This window comes from Enterobacter cloacae complex sp. HYC042_NIDB (genome assembly GCF_056673315.1).
In genome coordinates this window covers 2172772-2196285 of sequence record NZ_CP109650.1, presented here as the reverse complement: position 1 = coordinate 2196285, position 23514 = coordinate 2172772, and the positions used below count along the sequence as shown (strand labels likewise).

Genomic DNA, 23514 nt, shown 5'->3' with positions numbered 1-23514 from the left:
GCCTATACCCCAAAGCTTTCGCCGCAGCCGCATTCGTTCTGGGCTTTCGGGTTATGAAATTTGAATAACTGGTTTAAACCTTCCCGCACGTAATCCACTTCGGTTCCATCGATAAACGGCATAGCCTGCAGCGCGACGTACAGCTTTGCGCCGTCGGTTTCAAACACCAGGTCATCTTTTTCCGGTGCGGTGACGGTATCCAGCACGTAGCCAAAGCCCGCGCAGCCGGTCTGCTTAACGCCTAAGCGCACGCCGAGAATGTCGGGATTTTTTGTCACCAGCTCGTGGATATGCGCCGCCGCCGCAGGCGTGAGCGTTAATCCTCGCCAGGCAAAATCGGCAGGATTGAAGGTTTCTGAATGCAGTTCCATAGGTCCACCTCATCTGATTAGCCATCAGGGCATAACACCATGTTAGTGATAACGATTATCACTTCAACCCTCTGTCAGCAGGGGCATTCGGCTAAACCGCCCTTTTTGTCTACTTTTATTAAGCATAGACCCTGTCAGAAGATGCGGGCGGGATGGATTTAATTGTTCAATACTTTGAAAATTAATGGATTATCTGTTGGAGAAAACAGCAAAGTGAGGAAAAGTAAAATATGTATCGGAAATGCCTATTTTTGAGATAGCTTTTGTTCTGGAAGTGTCTAAAACAATAAAAGGCCCTCAAGGCCTCTGATTATTATTGGTGAAATGAAACGCTAAAACCCTGCTCACGCCAGTGATCCAGCTGTTCCTGCTGACGCGGTGTTAGCGTCTTTCCCGTCCAGACGAAGATTTTTTGCCCCGGGAAAAGTTCAGGACGCGGAGAATCAATCGGGTCCGCGAGCACGTCAATGTGCCAGCCTTGCTGCGCCAGCCGCGCGGCTTCAAGCCAAAGATGAGTACGGTCATCGCATTCCCAGCCGATAAGCAACGCATCTTTACCCGCTTTCTTGCGCGACTCCGCCAGGCTTAGAACCGCGAATTCAATCAGGACGCCGTCAAGCATGCTCGCCATGTGGCGTACAGTATTTTGATCCTGATTCATTCGCTGGCGGACGGGGGAAATGATGTTATCAATCAGCGCATCCATGGCGTGATCCCGGCGGAACTCACCGATTTTGGCGCGCAGCTTTGCCGGGCTGGCATAACGCAGAACGGTCATCATCTCTTCCTGGAACGAGACCCAGTTACCCTGAGTCAGGACTTCTTTATTTTCCAGCAAGGCTTTTACTTTTCCGACCGAAACGCCGCTTTTCATCAGGCGTTTGATCTCTTCAATACGCAGGATATCTTCATCGTCAAACTGACGATGCCCCCCTTCGCTGCGCTGCGGCTTCAACAATCCATAACGTCGCTGCCAGGCACGCAGCGTAACGGGGTTGATACCGCATCGTTCGGCCACTTCGCCGATACTGTAATAGGCCATTAACTCCCTCACGCTCAGAACTTCCATACCTAACTACACCAACCTTATCAGATTGTACAAACCATTTGTATAACTAAGACCGCATTTTGCACAGGTGAAAGGGGTCGTTCTCCCTTCACCTGTTAATACATTGTTGTCTAAAGTTTGCTTCTCGTACAGCTAAGTCTGCCGAATTTTGTACAGCTTTATCAAAAATCGAATTTCTTCTCCGGCCATGCAATCGCCGGAATTCCGCCATGGCGGGGGCTGGCAAAAAGATGCCCCTGGAACTGGGAAATGCCCGCAGATTCCAGCCACATCCACTCTTCTGCCTTCTCCACGCCGACCGCGCAGAACTGAATTTCAAGCGAGGAACAGCATTTGATAATCGCCTGAATGATGGCCTGTCGAGGGCCACTTTTATGCACGTTCGCGACGAGATCGCGATTAATCTTAATTCTGTCGGGCTGGAATTGGGCCAGTAGCTGTAGTCCCGCAAAGCCGGCACCAAAGTGATCGATCGTCACGCTGATGCCTGCACTTTTTAGCTGTCTGACTGAATCCGTGAACTCGTCAAAACGGGAAATGGCTTCACTTTCGGTAAACTCCACCACAATTTGCTCAGGAACAAAACCGTTTGCTCCAATCGCGGTGAGCAGGAAATCAACGGCGTTAGGAATGTTAACCAGCGTCATAGGCAGCAGGTTGAGGGATAACGTCTGGTTCTGCAACCCGAGTGCGCTGGCCATTGAGAGGGCCACCTGCTTGCTGTGCAAATCAGAGGTATACACGTCGTCACGCGGCAGATTGGCAAAGTAGATCCCCGGAGCGCCGCCGTCAGGCGTGCGGAGAAGCGCCTCCCAGGAGACGACCTGCTGCCTAAACGGATCGACTATCGGCTGGAAAGCAAAGCTGCAATCCGCTCCTTTCGCGACCACCTCGGGTTGCGCTGACAAGCGTGTTTCTTCGCGAACGAACTCCCAGGAATCCGCAGGCGGCAGTTCAAAATAGTTCGCTTTTTCCGTGGCCTCGACAAAGGTACGGAAAAACTGCAGCGGACGGTCATTGTAAGTCAGCTGATAGCGTGTTGTTCCCTTGTTCAGCACCTGTTGCAGCACCTCGTTCCTGTCGAACTGGCGCAAATCAAAAAGCTCCATCCCCACCTTGCCAAAACGCCGGACGGGGCCGTGATCGCGCATCAGCTCGACTACGTTATGGTGTCGCGGGTCGTTGCAGATCTCCTCATAAATAGCAGAAACATGCTCCACTGGCCCCTCAAGCAACTGAAAAAAATGTGTGCCGTTAAACAGCAAGATCCCCGTGACGTTGGCTTGCCGGTTTTTATTATTTGCAGCAGCGACCATAGCTTCCAGTGCTTTCACTGGAACGTCCTCGCAGATATGACTGCGGTAAATGATGGTTGTAAGCATGCGATTCCTGGGGGTTAAGGGTTTTGACCACAAAAACATGTGGAGAGACTTCTCTTATAGCACATTAATTGCCTCACAAATAATTTACATCTCAATCATTTACGCCCGTTAATGGCACTCTCACAAGTGTTGTACAACTTAACAGCGGCTGTGCGATTTGTACAATATATTCTGTAGCATTACCGTTTCATGAACAACAAACAACTAATTGAAAAATAGAGTATTTATAAAATATATCCTGATTTTATTAAAAATCTGTACATTTTTAATGTACAGATTTAGAAAAAGTGTATACCTTAAATGTAACGTTACTGATTACAAAATTTTACAGGAGCGAAACATGCAGCAGAAAGGTTACGTCGCAGATTCCGCAGCAGCAATCGCACAGTACTTCGAAAAAGCCACGCTTCCCACCCAACAGGAAACGCTGGGTCAGGTCGTTGTTGAGATCCTTAGCGACGGGCGAAATCTCAATCGCAAATCGCTCTGTACCAAACTGTTAAGTCGCCTTGAAAGGGCCGAGGGCCCCGAAGAGGAACAGCATTACCATATGCTGCTTGGCTTGCTCTTCGAACGATAACGTGATGAACAGCAGTGACGCAGACAAACTGACCGATCAGCTGATTGGCGAAGCCGTTCTTTCTCTTTTGAGAGAGCGTGGCCCCGTTACAACTGAAGCTCTGGTTCAGCGTCTGCGGCAGATGAAAACACATGAAAAGAATCCCCGGCGGCGGGAGACACTGGCGAAGGCGATTGCCGATATCGGATCAAAAAGCCTCGGATTAAAACGTCGCAGAACCGCGCAAGGACGAATGAGCAGAGAGGGACCTCTCAATGATAACAGAGGCAATGTAGTGTCGTTGTTTGGAAAGGGAAAGCCGTCCGATCCCAAAAAAATACATTGACTGCATTTTAACAGCTACGGTGAGAACAAATGAGACAAAATATTCAGCTTCAACCCGAATTCCACTCTGCTTTTTTAGACAGTGCGCTTGCGGAATATTTCCGTCACGCAGGCGATCGTTTTGCTGAAGAGTCCGCTATTTTTTCTACTGCAGTACGCTGTGTTCTGGCCTCTGAAGGTCATATTTCCAATAAAGCGATCATCCTGTGGCTCATTCAGACGCTGGAAGCGACCAGAGACGTGGTGCAGGCGGATGTTATTCGTAAGACGCTTGAGATCGTTGTGGGCTACACCATGGATGACGTTTAAACGCCCTGCCATTCAGCGATCGTGTCATCGTCAGAATTGTCGAACATGCTGACGATGACACCCCCCTCTCTTCATAACCCCCTGTAAAGAAGCGTTATAAAGATGGCATGGTTTCTGCTTACTCCCTGTTACGGGACTGGGCTTACCAGTCATTTTGCTTCATTTCTTAACAGGTCTGTTATTGATGAAAAAAATCGCCAGCGTCTGCCCTTACTGTGGTGCAGGCTGCAAACTAAACCTTGTCGTTGAGAATAACCGTATCATCCGTGCCGAAGCGGCAGAGGGGGCCACAAACCAGGGCACGCTATGCCTGAAAGGATTTTACGGATGGGATTTCCTTAACGATACCCGCCTGCTCACCCCACGCCTGACCCAGCCGATGATCCGCTACCGCAAGGGAGAGACATTCACTCCCGTGACCTGGGAAGAGGCTATCCGCTACACCGCCCAGAAGCTCAGCAGCATTAAAGCCCAGTTCGGCCCGCGTTCGATTATGACCACCGGGTCGTCGCGCGGTACCGGGAATGAAACCAACTACGTGATGCAAAAATTTGCCCGCGCGGTGCTGCACACCAACAACGTCGACTGCTGCGCGCGCGTTTGTCACGGTCCTTCCGTCGCCGGACTTCAGGAGACCCTCGGCAACGGTGCAATGAGCAACTCTATCAACGATATTGAACACTCCAAATGCCTGCTGGTATTTGGCTATAACTGCGCAGACTCCCACCCTATCGTCGCCCGGCGCGTGCTAAAGGCCCGTGAAAACGGCGCGAAAATCATCGTCTGCGACCCGCGCCGCATCGAAACGGCGCGCATTGCCGATCAACATCTGCAATTGAAGAACGGTAGCAACATGGCGCTGGTGAACGCCTTTGGCTATGTGCTTCTGGAAGAGGAGCTGTACGACAAGAACTACGTCGCGCGGTTTACCGAAGGACTTGAGGCCTATCGGCAGACGGTGAAAGAGTATGCCCCAGAGCGCGTAGAACACCTCACCGGCATCCCCGCCCGCGACGTTCGTCAGGCAATGCGCACCTTCGCGGCGGCCCCTTCCGCCACCGTAATGTGGGGAATGGGCGTGACCCAGTTTGGCCAGGCCGTCGATGTCGTCAAAGGGCTTTCCAGCCTGGCACTGCTGACCGGCAACCTCGGCCGCCCTGCCGTCGGTGTCGGTCCCGTGCGCGGGCAAAACAATGTTCAGGGCGCCTGCGATATGGGCGTTCTGCCGAATATGTTCCCCGGCTATCAGGATGTGACCGATCCGGCTGTCCGGCAGAAGTTCGCCGATGCCTGGGGGATTGACGTCAATAACATGGACGATCGCGTCGGAACGCGCATTACCGAAGTGCCTCACCTTGCGCTGGAAGGCAAGGTCAAAGCCTATTACATCATGGGGGAAGATCCGCTGCAGACGGAAGCCGATCTCGGCCTGGTCCGCAGCGGTTTCGAGGCGCTTGACTTCGTGGTGGTTCAGGACATCTTTATGACCAAAACGGCGGAAGTGGCGGACGTTCTGCTCCCTGCCACCTCATGGGGCGAACACGGCGGCGTTTTTACCTGCGCCGACCGGGGTTTCCAGCGTTTTGGCCAGGCTATTGAGGCCAAAGGCAACGTGAAGCGCGACTGGGAGATCATCAGCCTGCTCGCCACCGAGATGGGCTATCCGATGCATTACGACGATAACCAGCAGATCTGGGATGAAATGCGCGAGCTGTGCCCGCTCTTCTACGGCGTGACGTATGAAAAAATGGGCGAGATGGGCCACGTGCAGTGGCTGTGCCCGACGCTCGATCACCCCGGCACGCCGTACCTCTACAAAGATAATCAGTTCGATACCCCGAGCGGTAAAGGGCAGCTCTTTGCCGCTCCGTGGCGCGCGCCGGCCGAGACGCCCGATGATGATTATCCGCTGGTACTCTGCACGGTACGCGAAGTTGGGCACTACTCCTGCCGCTCGATGACCGGGAACTGCGCCGCGCTGCAAAGCCTCGCCGATGAGCCGGGACGGGTGCAGGTGAATCCTGCCGATGCGGAGAGACTAGGTATTAGCGACGGTCAACTGGTCTGGGTACGTTCGCGCCGGGGTAAAGTGATCACCCGCGCCAGCATTAGCGAGCGCATCAACGCCGGGGCGGTCTATATGACCTATCAGTGGTGGATCGGGGCCTGCAATGAGCTGACGCAGGATAATCTCGACCCCGTATCAAAAACGCCGGAGACAAAATATTGTGCGGTGCAACTGGAGGCCATTGAGGATCAGCGCTGGGCGGAGGAATTTGCTGCGTCGTCTTACCAGACGATGAAAACGCGATTGATCAATGCCGTGAACGTCTGATGCACCTGCCGGGTGGTGTCAGCACCACCCGGCAACAGCGCCACGCTTTAGCGTTATTGCTGGTTATAAGCTGTTAATCAGATAGTCACGCAGCCGGTTCGGACAGGCATTTTTCTCTACCATCCGGTGAATCAAGGCCATAAGTTCAAAATCGCTGCGCAGATCGAATTTCTGCATCAGCAGATATTTATGCGTAAAAATGGTTTTATCACTGGTGTTTAGTTTATTCGCAATCTGCCCTACCGATAACCCGCGGTAAAAATTGACCATAACGCGAATCTGCTGCGGCGATAATATTTTGTGCTGGCATTCGTAGCAGCTTTTATTCTTCCAGCGATAGCCCGGTAATTGCGTGCGATACCATGCGATAAAGAGCGCCTCACCGATCCGATCGAGCGAGGCCCGGCGAGAGATAAAAATCATATCCTGAAAACAGGAGGGAAATGCCGAGAAACGCTGCTCATCATCAACCAGGCCGATCACAATCCCTTTTTTCCGCGCCTGTAGCTCGGGATAACAGGTCAACGTTTCCCCCTGGCATAAAGAGAGAAAAATGATATCCGCAACGCTGACATTTTCCGGCGTAAGTTCAACCTCAAAATGAAGCTGGTGTCTGAAATTATGAAAGAAGAACTCCCCCAGAAAACGCTTTAGGCCATCTCGAAAAAATGAATCTGTCTCTTTTATCAGAATATTCAACATTACCGTTACCGACATCTGTCAATCATTAAGAAATATCAACCCATGTACTGATTAGTTGTACTGCATCGTCATGACGACGACGGCACTGATGCTCCCCGGCGTTGCGCCGCCCGTGGAAGATCTGACCGATGCCAGCATGGCCATCGTTGCGGTTCTGTCTGCTGCAATAGTTTGTGTAATACTTGTTCCGGTTCCCTTCATTGCACCCGTTGCGGCCTCACTCATCGCAATCGCGACGTTCGTGGCCGAACCGCTGTTCATGTAGTAATCCGCCCCGGCGACCGGATCGGGGTTTCCGGTAAAGGAGACCGTCACGCTGCGCGTCCCTGTCGGACACTGGGTAAACAGCAGGTTAAACGGCACAGGATCGGACGATGACCCTGGCGTAGCCATATTGGATGCCTGAATATTGCCAAGGTTGATATCCAGACTGTTATTTCCCCCATTAAAGATACAGGGAGAGGCCACAATATTTCCGGTAACGCTGACGCTAACGCTGTCCGTCGCAAAGGTATTGCAGCTTACTAATATGGCGGCAAGCGCTGCCGTGCGCAGAATATTCATCATTTATCCTTTACTGATACGTCAAATTTAAGGTTGCAGACGCATTGGCAGTACCGGGTTCAACCGTCGTTTGGGTCTGGTAATAACGCGCTGTTAATGGAAATGCCTGCTGCCCACCCGCGGCGGCATTTAACGGCAGACGGGTATTTAACGAGAGAGGCGTACCGTTATAGAGCAGTTGAACGCCAACCCCTTTCGCCGTGCCGGTATTACCCTGCCCCGTCAGCGCGAGCACGCTCGTTGTTGCTACGTCCGGGTTCTGAATGCCACTGAGCGAAACGTTGACGTTTGCCCCCGGGTCGCAGTTCAGACCCAGGTTTTGCGTATTCTGAGCGCCCGTCGGCGTGGTTCCGACCGTTGAGCCAAACGTCGCGGCAGAAATATCGCCGATGGGAAACGACAGCTGCGGCGTCGTTATGCTGCAGGCCAGCACGTTGATGATCCCGTCCAGAAGCTTCGTCGTAAGGCCATCGCGATACACACCATCGCTCCCCTGCAGCATAACGACACCCAGTACGCCGGGCGTCAGCGAGCCAGAGGCAACGGGTCCGGTAACGACAAGTTCTATTTTACCGCCCCACCATTCGACATAACTTGTCTGCGCGTTATAAGAAAAGGTATAGGTCGGGTTTTCAAAATAATTACCTGATGAAAAGCGCACGCCAATACCGCTTACATTGGTGTTATAAACGTGATTACCGTAAGTACTCGGCGTTGCATTAAGGTACCGCATGCTAAACCCGAGCATTAACGGATTAGTACAGCCGCTTAAATAAGACCCGGTGACCGACGCATTTTTTGAAAATAATACCGTGCCAACCGCGACATCACGCTGCACCGTAATTGTGCCGATGGACAAAGTGGATTCCTGTGGCGTAATCGTTGTGCAGGTTCCTGCATGAGCACTATTCCAGGCAGCGGTGAGACACAGCAGGAACAGGATGTTAAGTATGCGCATTTTAAAAACCCTAAATACAAGTGACGTTAATTTCAGTAATTCCGCCTGCCGAAGATTGCGGCGAAAGCCGGAACGGCGCGCGGCACTGCCGATCGCTTTCCACTCCCCACGTAACGAATACTGTCCCCTGCGAATCCAGGCCAGTGAGATAGACTTGCCCTTTGTCGCCAACAATAAAGCTGCTGTTGTCGCTGCCTTTCAGGCTCACGATTGCACCAAAAGGAACAAAATGGCCGTTATGCATTAACGTGAATAATGCCCGCCTTCCCACTTTCGCCTTATAGTCGGCCAGGACAATTGCACCGCGCGTCGGCGTCACCGTGCGGGTATTAATATCCAGTTCAACGTCATCCGGCATACTTTCCGGGGCAAGCGTGATGTCATTTTTACGGTACGCGGAAAGGTTACTGACCACCGTATATCCCCGGAAATCTGTTTTTGCCCCCGGCTGATTACGGATATCTACGTCATGCACGCCCGGTGCGCTAATCAGAACATTGGTCTCCCCCAGAGGCTGAGAAAGCGTAATCCCCTCTCTGTGAGCAAGAATGCCCCCCTGCAAACCATAGTTAAGACGCTCGCTGTTTTTGTCGTAGCTATAGCCCGCCGTCACTTCGCCGTACGTGCCCCTGTAATCCCCGTTCATGTTGCCCGTATAGCCAACGCCGTCCGACCCATACCCTTGCTGCACGTTCCAGTTCAGCCCATGGTTTTCCAGCGCCACGCCGTTCAGACCAATGTTCTGCGTGGTGCCGTTATTCTTGCTGGCGCTCACGCTATAGTTAGCCCAGGTCTGCGGCAGGAATTTTTCAAGCGGAATGCTGACGTTAAAGGCCAGCAGCTGATCGTTGTCGTAGCGTTTATTGCCGTCATATGAGCCCGCGCTGCCGTTTTTACTGTAAGTCCAGGTGAGTCCGTAGCTAATGTTGTGCCAGTAGTTGTTGTAACCCAGGCTGTAAGACGCCATCCTTTTGCCCGAATTCCAGTAATCTTCACGGACCGCGCTCAGCGTCAGCGAGCCAAGATTGCTGCCCAACGTCTGGCTCATCGTGAGCTCGGCACGGTTACGACGACGGTCCTGGAGCGCAGAGCTGTCTCCCCAGGAATCAAGGATCTCCTGCATGCCGTAGTAACCGCTGGTCGAATAGCGGTAGCCCGCAATCGAAAATTGGGTCCCTGTCCCGATAAAGTTCTTGCTGTAACGCGCACGCCAGGACTGCCCGATGGATTTTTCTTCCCCCTGCGGGGTTGACCAGGCCTGGGTCATGTCCGCCGAAATCGCGCCGAAATCCCCCATGTTTTTCCCGACCCCGGTGGCGATCGACTGATATTTGCTCGACTCCTGCAGCCCGCCATAGAGCGTGAGGCCATATGGCAGACCATAAATCCCCGTGATTTGGCCAAACGGGGTCTTATCCACGCTGCTGCTGTAAGAACGATACTGCCCTCCGGTCACCGCATACTTAAGGCGCCCTTCGCGCTGCAAAACCGGTAATGAGGCATAAGGCAGGGTGAAATGCTGCTCGCTGCCGTCAGCTTCCTTAATGGTGACGTCCAGATCGCCTGCCCCGCCGGTGGGATACATATCGGTAATTTCAAAGGCGCCGGGCGCGACATAGGTCTGGTAAATCTGATAGCCATTCTGGCGAACAATGACCTGAGCATTCGTACGCGCAATCCCACGCACGACGGGCGCGTAGCCTTTGAGCGAATCCGGGAGCATGTCATCATCGGAAGCCAGCTGTCCGCCGCGAAACGGTATACTGTCGAACACGTCGGCGGGCGCGGAGCTATCGCCCAGCGTGAGCTCCGCCTTGAGCGGAATAATCGCCCGCTGTGCATAGGTGTAGACGGTATCCCATTTGTCCTGACCGTTCTCATCACGCGACCAGGTGGTGTAGTTGCGCAGTCGCCATGGCCCAACGTTGAGGCCTGGACGTAAGTTGGCGTACTGACTGCTGCTGTTTTTACTCTCGCTCTGTTTCGCCCAGCTGTTGGCTCCGCTCAGGCTGTAGTTGAGCATCGCAGCGGCGATCCCCTCGTCCCACTGTTCTGGCGGGACATACCCTCTCGCAGGCAGGTCGATCGCGGCCTGGGGAATGCTGATAACAAGCCGCTGTGCGCCAAACTGAAAATCCGTAGTGGCGTGAGGAATTGCCTGGAGGTCGACGCAGGAGGTGCTTTCAACCGCCAGGTTGGGGAACAGCGCCCTTTTAACGCCCCATTTTTTTAGCTGATCCATGCTCAGGCAGGGCTGCAGGCTATCGTTTTCCTGCCCATCTTTCCCGGCAACAAAATCAATATCGCTGGTCTCAATAAGCTGGTCGTCGAGGATGATGTCAACATGGTATTTCCCTGGTGCCTGCGAACCTGATTCAAATGCAGATAAATCGGCTTTAGCCATTCCCGGATTATCAAGTTCCACCAGTTCGGCGTTAAAGGAATCACGGGCGTTAACCACGGGGACTGCATTCGCCAGCGCGAAGGCAATACACATTGCCAGACGCGCGGGCTGCATTTTTATATTGCTTGTTGCCATCATCATAAACCTGACTCGATATTGCGGATGCCACTTTTCTCAGGAACTAAAAGCTGGCCTGATGTATTATTCCCGGGCTGCCATAATCGTTAATCACTTTAAATACGATCTGATTGCCATTAACGCCTGGCGGTAAGCGAAATGCTGCCACTGCGCCAGGTGCAACCCAGGAAACATCCTCCAGCTTTTTACCGCCGACGCTTATTTCATTAAAGTTGATCACATACGGTGTAGGATTTGTGACCTGAAGGTTGTTTCCGCTCCGGGACCAGGTTAATTTATTCGCCTGTTCTTCCGGTGTTGACGCCTTCAGGCTTGTCGGGCGATAAATAAGCTTAATACGTGTTTTAACGGCAATTTGTAACGAGTTTGCCTGTTTGCTCGCTGAAGGTATCGCTTTAATATTTAACCAGAAGAGGCTTTCTATATCCTGCGGCAGTGAGCCGGAGAGTAAAATCCGTTCAATATTTTGCTGGCCGCCGTTCAGTCTGTACAAAGGTGGCGTGACGATAAAAGGTGCTTTATTAGCATTACCCTCTGGCATGTCGACCCAGGACTGGATTAAATAAGGGGCGGCATCCGCATTGTTTACACTGATGAATGCCTCTTTTTTCCCGCCATCAAAAATTACGCGGGTACCACCAATAATAACCCCGGCATAAGCATGCGAAACAGATACAGTAATAACCGCCGCACTCAGCAGGGTTTTGCAAATAAAATTCATTTTGGACCTCTTAAAACAAGGGGGCAGTTTATGCCCCCGCGCAGCGCCTCGCGGAGCTGACTCTTGTTCTGCTTAATGACTAGTTGTAAACAACGGAGAAGTTAGCGACGGAGTTGGCAGGACCCGCCGTTACCGATGCCGCCGTTGAAATATACTGTGCATAGAAATTCAGCGTATTGTCTGCGGTGCTGCTCAGTACATAGTTGTAGCCGTTGCTGCCGTGCAATGGCAGATCGGCTTTATCAGCGGTCATTAAATTAATGGCAACACCCGTTGCCGCCCCGGCGACAGAGGTATCAATCGCCAGCAGATCGGCGTTGGTCAGGTCAGGCGTACCGTCAAAACGAACTTTGGCACTGGTGACCGTAACCGGGCAGTTCTTCAGAATAATATCGAATTTCGTTGCCGCCGTTCTGGACCCTGTTGTCGGGAATTCTGTTTTATAATAATCGCCTAATACGACCACCTGGTTTTGAGAAGCAACAGCCACGTCGCAGGCTGAATCCAGGATGTTACCATTAAAATTAACGGTTCCTGCGGCGGCGAGAACATTGCCCATCATTAAGGCTGAACCCGTCGCAACCATCGCTAAAATAATACTCTTTTTCATAATGTTCATTTTCCTGTTCACGGGATAACTTTATTTATTATTGAAATTCAAGCAGCAGAAGACCGATAAAAGAATCGCTAAGGGTTCTTTTATTTTTCGCTGAATGGCTTAAGGTCTTCCTGACTGACTGGTCAAAATTTATATAATCATTTTAATGAGTACAACTTTTAGATGGTCTAGCTGTAGACTCTGATTTAACGAAAACTCAACATTTACGTCAGCAAAATCATATCTTATATTGCAGAAGTCTATTATTAGACCTTTCGAATTTTGTATTTATATTCAACCAGTTACCCCCACAAGAACTCCCGGTCTACTTTTAGACCTCACCAGAATATTCCCTGAGTTCTTCGTTTTTAAGATAATTCCCTCTGCAGATCAAAAATTGATCACACAAGAAGTCGATGTGAGGTATCTTATGAATACACGTTTAACCACCCCACTGAATAATTATCAATCCTCCGTTCTGGATTTAAAGCCGTTCGCCGATATAGACACCCTGATTAAACATGTGCTGCCAGCCGCCAGCAGAATGATCATCGGTCGGGGGGAGACGGTACATTATTATAAAGATAATGTCCGGCAGTGTTTTTTGTTAATCCAGGGCAGCGTGGCGCTTCATCGTCGCGGCGACGGTATTGTGTTAAATTCTGAATCTGCGCCTTTTATTCTGGGCGTCAGCAGCCAGTTTTCCTCTGAGCACCTGTACGTCAGGGCACTGGAGACTGCCGAGATCGCGCGCGTCTCGCTGGAGAGTTTCAATCAAATAGTGTCCCAGTACGATTTATGGGAGCACTTCTCAAAACTGCTTATTTATACCGCCTCGCGGGTATACGAACATTGTGCACAAATATCGCAAATGTCTGCTTACGATATCATCCGCTTCCAGCTTGTTGAGCTGATGCAAGAGCCGGACGCCATACGGCAAAATACAACGGCGGCAGCCTACATCAAAAGCCGGACGTATCTTTCACGTAGCGGAATTATGCGTATTCTGTCGGAACTGCGGACCGGCAAGTACATCACCATGGAGCGCGGCGTGCTGCTTGAAATTCACCATCTGCCACGCAAATATTGATTGCCACCGTGCCTGTCCCGGCGAGAAACGCTATAATTAGCCAGGTTATTTTTAAGGTTACCGGCTACCATGTCCCTTCCAGAAAAGTCTCACCGTGGCTCGCCCTACGCACAAGAGCTTATTTCTCACTTACTGCCTGATTGCACAACGCGACGCACCGCTCGCGGTGAGCGGCTCGATCTTCAGATCAACGGTCAGGGAATGTGCTATTTAATTCTTGAGGGGACGGTCGCTATCTACAGAAGAAGCGACGACATGATGCTCTCCACGGCCCGCAGCCCCGCCCTTTTCGGTCTCGCTAATCTGACAGATATCTATTTCAATGATTACCTGAAGACCGTTAGCCCGTGCCTGATAGGAACGCTCACCACCGAACGGTTGAATGAGATTCTCAAGGAAAAGGCGCTGTGGGGGCTGCTCTCGAAACAACTGATGTTTGTCTATAGCCGGCTTTATAACAACGTGATGCCGCAGGGCGCACCGACGGCATATGAGATGATTCGCCAGCAGCTGATAAAGCTGATGGAGGAAGATGAAAGTTATCGCAGCAGCGTAACGGCGGAAAGGTATATTCGGGAGAAAACCCAGCTCTCCCGCAGCGGCGTAATGCGCATTCTGGCGGATTTAAAAACCGGCGGATTTATCGAAATGGAAGAAGGCAGGCTTATTAAAATCAACAAGCTCCCCGCTAAATACTGAATGTCAGACACAAAAAAGGCCGCACTCGCGGCCTGTTCAACAACACTCACTCAATGGACGTGAACGCCCAACCGCCAGGCAAAGTAGATCTCTTCTTTCAGTTCATTCGAAGAGAGCGCCAGCAGATCCGTGAACTCCAGCTCAAGCTGTTTCAGCTTTTTCAGGTACTGCGCCGGAGACAGGTTGCTCTTATCGCGACGTAAATATTCAATTGCCAGCTGTGTTGGGGTTATTTCAGTATCCATGATGTCCTCGCTTATGTACAAATCCTGACCAGTATATCACAACATGCTGGCTAGTTTTTGACCAAAGGCAATTCATCTGAAAACTTTACACGACCGCCGTCGTCAGACGCGACGAGCAGCACAGGCGATCCTGCTCGTCGAGAATATCAATCTGCCACACCTGGTGGCGGCTGCCAGCGTGCAGCGCGCGGCAGATACCGCGCACGCGCCCGCTGCGCACCGAGCGAATGTGGTTGGCATTCACCTCAAGCCCGACCACCTTCTGTTCGCCTTCGGTGCAGAGATATCCCGCGACGGAGCCCAGGGTTTCCGCCAGCACGACGGAAGCCCCGCCGTGCAACAGGCCAAACGGCTGATGGGTGCGACTATCGACAGGCATCGTCGCCTCCAGATCGTCTTCCCCAATGCGGGTGAACTGGATATCCAGCAGCCCCACCATATTCCCCTCGCCCATGGCGTTTAGCGCCTGCAGCGTGACGGCACGTTTCCAGATCATCCAATTATCTCCAGTAAAGCCTGTAATGGGTGGCGTACGCCGTTACCCTCAACCCGTTTCACCTGGCTGCGGCAGGAGTAGCCCGTCGCCAGGCAGCGGTTTCTTGGCAATCGCTGCATCGCCTGATGCCACGACAGCTCATAGATGCCGAGCGAGTTGGCGTGGTTTTTCACCTCGTGGCCGTAGGTGCCCGCCATACCGCAGCAGCCCACGCTGACGTTCTCCAGCTTCGCGCCGAAACGCGCAAAAATAGACGCCCATTGCGCCGGGGCGCCGGGCAGCGCCGTCACTTCCGTACAGTGTCCGAACAGATACCACGGTTCACCACCAGCCTCCTGAATGGCCTTCTCTTCCAGGGCTGCCGGCAGCCACTCGTGCACCAGCATGACGTGGAAATCGCCGCGCTTATCACCCAGCGTCTGCTTGTATTCATCGCGATAGCAAAGCACCAGCGCCGGATCGACGCCGACCATCGGCATCCCAAGTTCGGCGATCCGGTTGAGAAAATCAGCGGTTTTTTGCGCCGTTTTCGCAAAGCGGTTCAGGAAGCCTTTAATGTGCTGCGCCTTGCCGTTTGGCGAGAACGGCAGCACTACCGGCTGATAGCCCAGTTTTTCAACCAGGCGGATGAAGTCAGCGACCACCTGCGCGTCGTAGTAGCTGGTGAACGGATCCTGGACCACCAGCACCACCTTCGCTTTTTGCTCAGGAGTAAGCGCTTCGAGCTGTTCCAGGGTCATGTTCGCCGAGCGGTGGCCGACGAGCTGGCGCTGCAGCGACGGCACCGACAACAACGGCAGATCGACCATGCCGATATGCTTTTCGGAAAGCTTGCGCACCAGCGGCTGATTGATAAAGAAGTTAAAGGTCTTCGGCGCGCGCGCCATCAGCGGCGCGTAGCTTTCCACCGTCGCCACCAGATGATCGCGCACCGGGCGCAGATAGCGGGTGTGGTAGAGCTGCAGGAAACGCGAGCGGAATTCCGGCACGTCGATTTTAATCGGGCACTGGGTAGAGCAGGCTTTACAGGCCAGACAGCCGGACATCGCCTCTTTCACCTCATGGGAGAAATCATACTCGCCCTTATTGGCATGCCAGCTGTTGCGGGTGCGCTCAATCAGCGAGCGCAGGCTGGCCCGTTTTTCCGGCAGCTCCTGCTCCAGCTTCAGGGGATCGACGCCACGGTCCGCCAGCAAACGCAGCCACTCGCGCACCAGCGTCGCACGCCCTTTCGGCGAGTGAATGCGGTTGCTGGTGATTTTCATTGACGGGCACATCGGGCTTTTCACGTCAAAGTTAAAGCACAGGCCGTTGCCGTTACACTCCATCGCGCCGCGCCAGGACGAGCGCACCGCAATCGGAATCTGTCTGTCATACGTACCGCGCTTAACGGCATCCACCTGGAGCATCGGCGCGTCCACCCCTTCAGGCGGGCAGATTTTCCCCGGATTGAGGCGATTATCCGGGTCGAACGCCGCTTTGACCTTGCGCAGCTCCGCGTAAAGCTGCTCCCCGAAGAACGCCGGGCTGTATTCCGCGCGGAACCCTTTCCCGTGCTCCCCCCACAGCAGACCGCCGTATTTGGCGGTCAAGGCCACGACGTCGTCGGAGATCTGCTTCATCAGGATCTCCTGCTGCGGGTCGCACATGTCCAGCGCCGGACGCACGTGCAGCACCCCGGCATCCACGTGGCCGAACATGCCGTAGCTCAGGCCGTGGCCGTCCAGCAGGGCGCGAAACTCCACGATATAATCCGCCAGATGCTCGGGCGGCACGCAGGTGTCTTCGGCAAACGGAATCGGCTTCGCCGCCCCTTTCGCATTTCCAAGCAGGCCCACGGCTTTTTTACGCATGGCGTAAATACGCTCGATACCGGCCAGATCGTGACAAAGCTGCCAGCCAATCACGCCGCCTTCGCCATGAGCAATCAGCTCATCCAGGCGCTGGCAGAGCGTCGTCACCTGGCTTTCAATCAGCTCCGCGTCATCACCGGCAAATTCCACGATGTTGAGGCCAAGCATCTCTTTGTCCGGCACGTCGGTAATCAGCTCGCGCACGGAGTGCCAGACGATATCTTCCCGCGCCAGATTCAGCACCTTAGAGTCGACGGTTTCCACCGACAGCGCCTGCGCTTCCACCATAAACGGCGCATTGCGCAGCGCGGAGTCGAAGGAGTCATATTTGACGTTCACCAGGCGACGCACCTTCGGCAGGCGGGTGATATCCAGCTGCGCCTCGGTAATAAACGCCAGCGTTCCTTCGGAGCCGGTCAGCACGCGGGTTAAATCAAACTGCGTCAGGTCGTCGTTAAACACGTGGCGCAGGTCGTAGCCCGTTAAGAAGCGGTTCAGTTTGGGGAATTTGTCGAGAATAAGCTGGCGGTTGTCGCGGCAGCGCTCCAGCACGGTGCGGTAGATGCGCCCGCTGGTGGTGTTATCTTTACCCAGCGTTTCCGCAAGTTCGACCGGCATCGGCTGGGTATCAAGGATATCGCCGCCTAACAATACTGCCCGCACGCCCAGCACGTGATCGGAGGTTTTACCGTAGACCAGCGACCCCTGCCCGGAGGCATCGGTGTTGATCATCCCCCCGATGGTTGCTCGGTTGCTGGTGGAGAGTTCAGGGGCAAAAAAGTAGCCGTAAGGCTTGAGGTACTGATTAAGCTGATCTTTGATAACGCCCGCCTCAACCCGCACCCATCCCTCTTCGGGGTTGATCTCAATGATGCGATTCATATAGCGCGACATATCAATAATGATGCCCTGGTTCAGCGCCTGACCGTTGGTTCCGGTGCCACCCCCGCGCGGCGTGAAGACCAGAGAGGCAAACCGCTCCTGCGTTGCCAGCCGGGCGATAAGCGCCACGTCGGCCGTGGAACGAGGGAAAACGACCGCATCGGGAAGAAGCTGGTAGATACTGTTATCGGTTGCCATCGTCAGCCTGTCGGCATAGTTCGTGGCGGTATCACCTGTAAAACCCTGTTGCTCCAGTGCCTGCAAAAAATTAAGCACCAGCTGAACGACGCCAGGTGCCTGAGAAATCTGTGGGATCATTACTGTCGACCCTAATTAGAGTTGTGGGAATCGTTTGCGTGTATCTTAAAAGTTTTATCACATTTTTTTCTTATAATCTCTGCTGAATTACAGGCAGAATTCGCCTGTCAAAAACCGCTGCGATCGCTAATGATAAGAGAGACGCGGTTTTCCATTCCCGCCAGTGGTACTGGCGTTCTTTTAAGGAAAGTTTCATTTATGGTCAATCTTCGCCAGCCCAGGGATGTTGCGCAAATTCTGCTGTCGGTGCTGTTCCTGGCCCTCATGATTATTGCGTGTCTGTGGATTGTTCAACCCTTTATTCTCGGCTTCGCCTGGGCTGCGACCGTTGTCGTCGCCACGTGGCCTTTGCTGCTGCGCTTGCAGAAACTGCTGTTTGGCCGCCGCGGGCTGGCCGTGCTGGTGATGACGCTGCTGCTGTTCCTGCTGTTTATTATTCCAATTGCGCTGCTGGTAAACAGCCTTGTCGACTCCAGCGGCCCGGTGATCCGCGCCGTGACAAGCGGCGACCTGACGCTGCCGGACCTCGGCTGGCTGAACAGCATTCCGGTCGTGGGCGCTAAGCTTTACAGCGGCTGGCATAGCCTGCTGGAGATGGGCGGCAGCGCGCTGATGGCGAAAGTGCGTCCGTATATTGGCACCACCACCACCTGGTTTGTCGGTCAGGCCGCACATATCGGCCGCTTTATGATGCACTGTACCCTGATGCTGGTCTTCAGCGCCCTGCTTTACTGGCGCGGTGAGCAGGTGGCTTTAGGCGTTCGTCACTTTGCCACCCGCCTGGCGGGAAAACGCGGTGACGCCGCGGTGCTGCTGGCCGCGCAGGCCGTGCGCGCGGTCGCCCTGGGCGTCGTGGTGACGGCGCTGGTGCAGGCGGTGCTGGGCGGTATCGGCCTGGCGATTTCTGGCGTACCGTACGCCACCGTCTTTACCGTAGTCATGCTGATGACCTGCCTTGCACAACTGGGGCCGCTGCTGGTGCTGGTTCCGAGCATTATCTGGCTTTACTGGACGGGTGATACCACGTGGGGAACGGTGCTGCTGGTCTGGAGCTGCGTGGTTGGCACCATGGATAACGTGATTCGCCCCATCCTCATCCGCATGGGCGCAGACCTGCCGCTGATCCTGATCCTCTCCGGGGTTATCGGCGGGTTGATTGCTTTCGGGATGATCGGTCTGTTCATTGGCCCGGTGCTGCTTGCCGTTACCTGGCGTCTGTTCTCCGCCTGGGTTCATGAAGTGCCGCCGCCTGGAACCGACCCGGACGTGATTCTGAGCGAGCTGGAAGAGCTGGAAGAAAAGAATACCCATTAAGCCTTGTTGCCGGGTGGCGCTTACGCTTACCCGGCCTACATTATCCCGCACAATACTTTAACGCCGCTAAAGTATTTATTCGTTGCACACTGGTCAGACCCGCCATTTCAGCACTAAGTCCGCTATTATTCTCAAGAAATCTTTACGTCTCTTTAACTATTGAGACGAATCTGATCGACGCTAAAAATTACAATGCCTACTATTAGCTCACGGTTATAAATCAACACCTTGATTTATAAGCATGGAAATCCCCTGAGTGAAACAACGAATTGCTGTGTGTAGTCTTTGCCCATCTCCCACGATGGGCTTTTTTTTATCCTGACTACGCGCGCGTAACCTCACAGGCACTGAGCATCTGCCACTCAGCAGGCAGCACCCGCGTTTCACCTGTCACATTGACCGTCAACGCCTGGCGGATATCCGCCGACGATGCGCCAATCTGCAGTTCAAACTCGCCCGGCTCAACGATGCGCTTGCCGTCACGGCGGGTGAAGTTGAACATCTCAACCGGCAGCGTGAAGGTGAGCGTGGCGGTTTCGCCCGGCGAGAGCGTGACGCGCTGGAAGGCCTTAAGCTCCTGAAGCGGGCGCACCTGGGTGGCGACCTTGTCCCGCACGTAGACCTGCACCACCTCGCTGCCGCTGCGCTCGCCGGTATTGGTGATATCCACGCTCAGCGTCACCTCACCGTCGACCGGCACGCTGCTTTCAGCGACGCGGGCAGTGCCCCAGCTAAACTGCGTCCAGCCGAGGCCGAAACCAAACGGGTAGCGCGCACCGAAATGGAACGCGAACGGCGTGCCGCCGCTTTTCAGCTTGTGGTTATAGTAGAATGGCATCGCCCCGGCGCTTTTCGGCACGCTGACCACCAGCCGGCCCTGCGGCTCCGCGCGACCGGTTAACACATCGGCAATCGCCCAGCCCCCTTCCTGTCCCGGCGCCCAGGCCATCATCAGCGCGGCAATCTTCTCCTCCAGCCCCTGAAGGTTGTACGGACGCCCGCCGGTCATCACGACGATCACCGGTTTGCCCGTCGCCACCAGCGCCTCCAGCAGCTGTTGCTGCACGCCCGGCAGATTCAGGGAGTCGGTATCGGAGCCTTCCCCTACCGTGCCGCTCTGGAACAGCCCGGCGAGATCGCCCACGAAGGCCACCACCACATCACTCTCCTGTGCGGCGCTGACCGCCTCGGGGATAAGTGCGGTACTTTGCGACACCGGAGACTGCTGCATTGGCTTGCCGCCGCTGTCGCCCGGGAAGACCGGCGCACCCGCCATCCGTTTTTCAATAATGTGGCACCCTTTCGCGTAGCGCACGTTCGATGCACCCAGGTACTGCTCCAGCGCCGCGCGCGGCGTCGTCACCTGCGAGGTCTCCTCAACCATATCGCTGATGATCAGATGGACCGGGAAGCTATACCCGCTGAGTAACGCCAGCGGATCGTCTGCCGTCGGCCCCACCACCGCCACGCGGGGTTTACCGTTCAGCGGCAGAATGCCGTTGTTTTCCAGCAGCGTGACCGATTTTGTCGCCACCTCCCGCGCCACCTGGCGGGTCATCTCATTTTGCAGATCGATGCCGTTTTCATCGGCATACGGGTTCTCAAACAGGCCGAGACGGAATTTTTCGGTCAGCGTACGCGCCACGATCTCATCGACTTTCGCCATAGAGATCAGCCCGCGCTCTACCGCTTCCGCCAGATGGCGTGCGCAGTCATCTTTCGGCAGCTCAACGTCCAGCCCGGCGTTAAACGCCAGCGCGGCGGACTCCGCTGCGTCGTGGGAAATCCCGTGGTGCTGGTGCAGCAGGCTGACGCCGCCGTAGTCCGCCACAATAATGCCGTCGAAGCCCCACTGTTCGCGCAGGACGGTGGTCAACAGGAAGCTGTCGCTGTGCCCCGGCTGGTTATCGATGTCGTGGTAGGCGGGCATGACCGAACCGGCATTTGCCAGCTTGACCGCCATTTCAAACGGCAGCAGGAAGGTGTCGTTCAGCTCGCTAAAACCAAGATGCACCGGGGCGTGGTTGCGCGCCCCTTCGCTGAACGAGTGGCCCACGTAATGCTTGAGCGTCGCCAGCAGATCGCGCTTGTCGCCTTGTAACCCTTTCACCCAGGCGGTTGCCATCACGCCCACCAGCCAGGGATCTTCCCCGAAGGTCTCTTCGGTTCGCCCCCAGCGGACGTCGCGGGAAACGTCCAGCACCGGGGCCAGCCCCTGCTGGCAACCGACGGAACGCGCCTCTTTACCGATCTGCTCTGCCGCGCGCTGCACCAGCTCCGGGTCCCAGGTCGAGCCGTAGTTGAGCGAGGACGGGAACAGGGTGGCGTCTTTGCACAGTAGCCCCACCAGGCACTCCTCGTGGAACAACGCCGGAATGCCAAGCCGCGTCTCTTCCATCATCATGCGCTGCAGGCGGTTAGCCGCGCGCACCCCGGTTTTCGCGTCAACGATGTGGGTGCCGAGCGGACGGGTGATCTGCCCGACGCCCAGTTTTAGCCGTTCGCTCAGCGCCGCCTGCTCGCTGACGCCGGCGAATTCGTCGCTCAAATCGCTGCGCTCCCGGTGGTTGCCGTTTTCATCAAGGATCAGCCAGTAGGCGTGCATCTGGGCGAACTTCTCTTCCGGGGTCATGCGCGCCAGTAAATCAGCGACGCGCTCGTGCACGGGACGTCCCGCGTCCTTATAGATAGCAGTCATATTTTACTCCTGTAGTGCGGAAGGGGTTGCCGGGCTGAGCTGCCCCGCGTCGGGTCTTACCTCACGCTTGCTGGCCAGCTCCCGGGCGATGGAATCCACCAGCCGGCTGTTGAGCTTGTAGATGGAAAGCAGCGCCACCATGCAGAGGAACAGCGCGCACGGAATAAGGGTGAACAGCGCGTTGATGGTGGAGAGCACGTGCGGCGCCTGGGCTGCCTGGCCCGGGGCGTAATCCACCATGCCGAGCACCCAGCCGACCACCGCCCCGCCCAGCGCAAGGCCAAACTTGATGGCGAACAGTGCGGTAGAGAAGACCAGCCCGTCCAGACGGCGGCCGCTACGATGCTCTTCGTAGTCGACCACATCAGAGAACATGGTCCACTGGAGCGGCGTGGTGAGGTTTTGAATAAAGCTAAAGACGATGTTAAGGCCAAAGATTAGCCACACCTGCGAAGGCGGCAGGAAGAAAATCAGCGCGCCGAAAATGACGAAGGACATTATCGTCCACTGATAGGCGCGTACGCGGTCAAATTTCCCCAGCAGGCGTTCAGATAATAACGCGCCGCTTAGCGAGGCCACCATGCCAGAAACAATAAAGGCAAAAACCAGCTCCGGGCGCAACAGTACATAGTTGACGTAATACATGGTGGCAGAGCCGCGCGTCACCACCGCCGTTAACAGCAAAATATTAAACACAAACACAATGCGCCACTGGCTGTTACCGGCCAGCAGTTTTAAATCGGTGAGCATGGAGCCGGAGGTATCATTGCGCGGGGAATAACGCTCACGGGTCATCAGGAAACAGCAAAAGAACAGCACAATTCCCAGCAGCCCCATCAGGCTCATGGCATAGAAATAGCCTTTCTGCAGATTGCCCTGGCCCAACAATGAGACCAGCGGCAGAGCGATAACCGTTACGATCAACCCACCAATAAATGACAGGCCAAAACGCCAGGACTGAAGGGAGTGACGCTCGCGCGGATCCAGCGTCAGCGCACCGGGCATGGCGCAGTAAGGCACGTTAATGGCGGAGTAAATCAGACTTAAAATCGCGTAGGTCGCGCAGGCATAAACAATTTTTGCCGTCGGCCCGACGTCCGGTACGTAGAAGGTAATAAGGCAGCTTACGCCAAAGGGAATAGCAAACCACAGCAGCCAGGGACGGAAACGGCCGTGACGCGTCTGCGTGCGGTCAACCAGCGCGCCAATACACGGGTCGACAAACGCATCAACCACGCGCACCACTAAAAACATGGTACCCATGATCGCGGCAGGCAAACCAAAAACGTCGGTATAGAAATAAGCAAGAAATAATGTGGCTGTTTGCCAGACCAGCGCGCTGGCCATATCACCTAAGCCATAACCTATTTTATCTTTGGTACGCAATACAGAGGAGAGTGTCATTGTTATTTGCCTTTTTATCAGGTTAAAACGTATTTCAACCAGTTGCGCATCATCTGAAGG

At 54.5% G+C, this 23514-nt stretch carries 21 protein-coding genes and 1 other RNA gene; 8 read left to right on the top strand and 14 right to left on the bottom strand.

What is annotated here, in order from left to right:
- Positions 1-2 precede the first annotated feature (2 nt).
- The 3 genes from sufA to OKF39_RS10510 form a co-directional block, all read right to left on the bottom strand.
- Positions 3-371, bottom strand: coding sequence for a Fe-S cluster assembly scaffold SufA (gene sufA / locus OKF39_RS10520; RefSeq protein WP_479983755.1), 369 nt, complete (start codon positions 369-371; stop codon positions 3-5).
- Positions 372-684: 313 nt separating this feature from the next.
- A complete protein-coding gene (locus OKF39_RS10515) occupies positions 685-1413 on the bottom strand; it encodes a MerR family transcriptional regulator (RefSeq protein ID WP_048956258.1) in 729 nt (242 codons plus the stop codon).
- Positions 1414-1601: 188 nt separating this feature from the next.
- On the bottom strand, positions 1602-2822 hold the full coding sequence (locus OKF39_RS10510) for a diguanylate phosphodiesterase (RefSeq protein WP_479983754.1): 1221 nt from the start codon (positions 2820-2822) through the stop codon (positions 1602-1604).
- 340 nt (positions 2823-3162) lie between these two features.
- On the opposite strand from OKF39_RS10510, the gene ycgZ reads away from it, so the two are divergent.
- From ycgZ to fdhF, 4 genes are all read left to right on the top strand, one after another.
- Positions 3163-3402: a regulatory protein YcgZ gene (ycgZ, locus tag OKF39_RS10505; protein WP_028012861.1), complete on the top strand. Its 240-nt coding sequence runs from the start codon at positions 3163-3165 to the stop codon at positions 3400-3402.
- Between the two features lie 4 nt (positions 3403-3406).
- The gene (locus OKF39_RS10500) at positions 3407-3727 is read left to right on the top strand and encodes a hypothetical protein (RefSeq protein WP_047368384.1); all 321 of its coding nucleotides are present in this window, start codon (positions 3407-3409) and stop codon (positions 3725-3727) included.
- Between the two features lie 29 nt (positions 3728-3756).
- Positions 3757-4035, top strand: a complete 279-nt coding sequence (locus OKF39_RS10495) for a biofilm development regulator YmgB/AriR family protein (protein ID WP_063942594.1) — start codon at positions 3757-3759, stop codon at positions 4033-4035.
- Between the two features lie 184 nt (positions 4036-4219).
- On the top strand, positions 4220-6370 hold the full coding sequence (gene fdhF / locus OKF39_RS10490; RefSeq protein WP_479983753.1) for a formate dehydrogenase subunit alpha: 2151 nt from the start codon (positions 4220-4222) through the stop codon (positions 6368-6370).
- Positions 6371-6433: 63 nt separating this feature from the next.
- On the opposite strand, the gene OKF39_RS10485 is transcribed toward fdhF, so the two are convergent.
- From OKF39_RS10485 to OKF39_RS10460, 6 genes are all read right to left on the bottom strand, one after another.
- The gene (locus tag OKF39_RS10485) at positions 6434-7072 is read right to left on the bottom strand and encodes a LuxR C-terminal-related transcriptional regulator (RefSeq protein ID WP_088205596.1); all 639 of its coding nucleotides are present in this window, start codon (positions 7070-7072) and stop codon (positions 6434-6436) included.
- A gap of 51 nt (positions 7073-7123) precedes the next feature.
- Positions 7124-7636: a fimbrial protein gene (locus OKF39_RS10480; RefSeq protein WP_075202918.1), complete on the bottom strand. Its 513-nt coding sequence runs from the start codon at positions 7634-7636 to the stop codon at positions 7124-7126.
- Between the two features lie 10 nt (positions 7637-7646).
- Positions 7647-8594 carry a fimbrial protein gene (locus OKF39_RS10475; RefSeq protein WP_479983752.1) on the bottom strand — a complete coding sequence of 316 codons (948 nt, stop codon included), beginning with the start codon at positions 8592-8594 and terminating at the stop codon, positions 7647-7649.
- A 10-nt stretch (positions 8595-8604) separates the two neighbouring features.
- Positions 8605-11133, bottom strand: a complete 2529-nt coding sequence (locus tag OKF39_RS10470; protein ID WP_479983806.1) for a fimbria/pilus outer membrane usher protein — start codon at positions 11131-11133, stop codon at positions 8605-8607.
- 46 nt (positions 11134-11179) lie between these two features.
- A complete protein-coding gene (locus OKF39_RS10465) occupies positions 11180-11857 on the bottom strand; it encodes a fimbrial biogenesis chaperone (RefSeq protein WP_479983751.1) in 678 nt (225 codons plus the stop codon).
- A 79-nt stretch (positions 11858-11936) separates the two neighbouring features.
- Positions 11937-12467, bottom strand: a complete 531-nt coding sequence (locus OKF39_RS10460; RefSeq protein WP_041912021.1) for a fimbrial protein — start codon at positions 12465-12467, stop codon at positions 11937-11939.
- Between the two features lie 418 nt (positions 12468-12885).
- On the opposite strand from OKF39_RS10460, the gene OKF39_RS10455 reads away from it, so the two are divergent.
- Positions 12886-13545, top strand: a complete 660-nt coding sequence (locus OKF39_RS10455) for a winged helix-turn-helix transcriptional regulator (protein ID WP_049138935.1) — start codon at positions 12886-12888, stop codon at positions 13543-13545.
- A 69-nt stretch (positions 13546-13614) separates the two neighbouring features.
- On the top strand, positions 13615-14244 hold the full coding sequence (locus tag OKF39_RS10450; RefSeq protein ID WP_402740444.1) for a helix-turn-helix domain-containing protein: 630 nt from the start codon (positions 13615-13617) through the stop codon (positions 14242-14244).
- 50 nt (positions 14245-14294) lie between these two features.
- Here OKF39_RS10450 and OKF39_RS10445 read toward each other — a convergent pair whose 3' ends face one another.
- The 3 genes from OKF39_RS10445 to ydiJ form a co-directional block, all read right to left on the bottom strand.
- Complete coding sequence (locus OKF39_RS10445; RefSeq protein ID WP_003857766.1) at positions 14295-14489, bottom strand: YdiH family protein; 195 nt, start codon at positions 14487-14489, stop codon at positions 14295-14297.
- Between the two features lie 85 nt (positions 14490-14574).
- A complete protein-coding gene (menI, locus tag OKF39_RS10440; protein ID WP_028012841.1) occupies positions 14575-14985 on the bottom strand; it encodes a 1,4-dihydroxy-2-naphthoyl-CoA hydrolase in 411 nt (136 codons plus the stop codon).
- Positions 14982-18038 (bottom strand): D-2-hydroxyglutarate dehydrogenase YdiJ, encoded by a 3057-nt coding sequence (ydiJ, locus tag OKF39_RS10435; RefSeq protein ID WP_248199211.1) that lies wholly within the window; start codon positions 18036-18038, stop codon positions 14982-14984. Before ydiJ ends, menI begins: the two co-directional genes overlap by 4 nt.
- Positions 18039-18236: 198 nt before the next feature.
- On the opposite strand from ydiJ, the gene ydiK reads away from it, so the two are divergent.
- The gene (ydiK, locus tag OKF39_RS10430) at positions 18237-19352 is read left to right on the top strand and encodes an AI-2E family transporter YdiK (protein WP_041910407.1); all 1116 of its coding nucleotides are present in this window, start codon (positions 18237-18239) and stop codon (positions 19350-19352) included.
- A 209-nt stretch (positions 19353-19561) separates the two neighbouring features.
- Positions 19562-19669, top strand: an RNA gene (gene rprA / locus OKF39_RS10425) — antisense sRNA RprA.
- A gap of 5 nt (positions 19670-19674) precedes the next feature.
- Here the strand turns inward: rprA and OKF39_RS10420 are convergent.
- Complete coding sequence (locus OKF39_RS10420; protein ID WP_479983750.1) at positions 19675-22050, bottom strand: glycoside hydrolase family 3 N-terminal domain-containing protein; 2376 nt, start codon at positions 22048-22050, stop codon at positions 19675-19677.
- Positions 22051-22053: 3 nt separating this feature from the next.
- A complete protein-coding gene (locus OKF39_RS10415) occupies positions 22054-23454 on the bottom strand; it encodes an MFS transporter (protein WP_248037896.1) in 1401 nt (466 codons plus the stop codon).
- Between the last annotated feature and the right edge of the window lie 60 nt (positions 23455-23514).